The sequence below is a fragment of the Candidatus Aquicultor secundus genome (assembly GCF_002791875.1).
GTDB lineage: Bacteria > Actinomycetota > Aquicultoria > Aquicultorales > Aquicultoraceae > Aquicultor_A > Aquicultor_A secundus.
The window spans coordinates 918-1,998 of sequence record NZ_PFNG01000077.1 but is presented as its reverse complement, the minus strand read 5'-3'; the positions used below and the strand labels follow the sequence as shown (position 1 = coordinate 1,998).

Genomic DNA, 1,081 nt, shown 5'->3' with positions numbered 1-1,081 from the left:
GCTTACGACGAGGTGGCGATTCGCGTGGAGTTTTTCGGGGACACCGTCGAGCGCATCATCACCATCGACCCCTTGACCGGCGAGATGATGAAAGCCCACGACCACATAGCTATTTATCCGGCAACCCACTTCGTCACCATCGAAGAGAAGATCGAACGCGCCCTTCTGTCAATCGAGAACGAACTTGACGAGCGCCTGTTCGAGCTAAAAGACCAGGGCAAGCTTCTTGAGGCGCAGCGTTTAGAGCAGCGCACCAAATACGATCTTGAGATGATCAGAGAAGTCGGGTATTGCAACGGCATCGAGAACTACTCGAGGCACTTCTCCGGCAAAGCGCCCGGCGAGGCGCCGGATACCCTGCTGGATTATTTCCCAGACGATTTGCTTGTCCTAATCGACGAGTCCCATATAACAATATCGCAGCTCAACGGCATGTATAAAGGCGACAGGGCGCGTAAGCAAACGCTGGTCGACCACGGCTTCAGGCTCCCCTCAGCGGTGGATAACCGCCCGCTAAAATTCCAAGAGTTCATCGCAAAAGTGCCGCAGATTGTATTCGTCAGCGCCACCCCGGGGCCGTTTGAGGGGCAGGTTTCAAAGCAAACAGCCGAGCAGATCATTCGCCCGACCGGCCTTGTCGACCCCGAGGTAATCGTTATGCCGACAAAAGGCCAGATCGACGACCTTTTGGATAAGATACGCGGGCGCACCCAAAAGACCGAGCGCGTTCTCGTCACAACGCTCACCAAGAAAATGGCCGAAGACCTGACGGATTACCTCATGGAGGCAGGCGTAAAGGTGCGCTATCTTCATTCAGACATCGATACGCTTGAGCGCGTTAAGATTCTAACCGATCTGCGGCGCGGCGAATTCGACGTTCTCGTCGGCATTAACCTGCTACGCGAGGGCCTCGACCTGCCCGAGGTATCCCTGGTAGCCATCCTGGACGCCGATAAAGAAGGCTTCCTTAGATCCGAGCGAAGCCTTATCCAAACAATAGGACGCGCCGCCCGAAACGTAAGCGGCCAGGTAATAATGTATGCCGATACGGTTACCGATTCGATGAGCCGCGCCATCAACG

Annotated in this window: 1 protein-coding gene; it reads left to right on the top strand. The window is 55.4% G+C overall.

Annotated features, from left to right (window positions below; all coding sequences use genetic code 11):
* Nucleotides 1-1,081 (top strand): helicase-related protein (locus tag COY37_RS03175; RefSeq protein WP_353682996.1); only part of this gene is annotated, 1,081 nt, incomplete at both ends.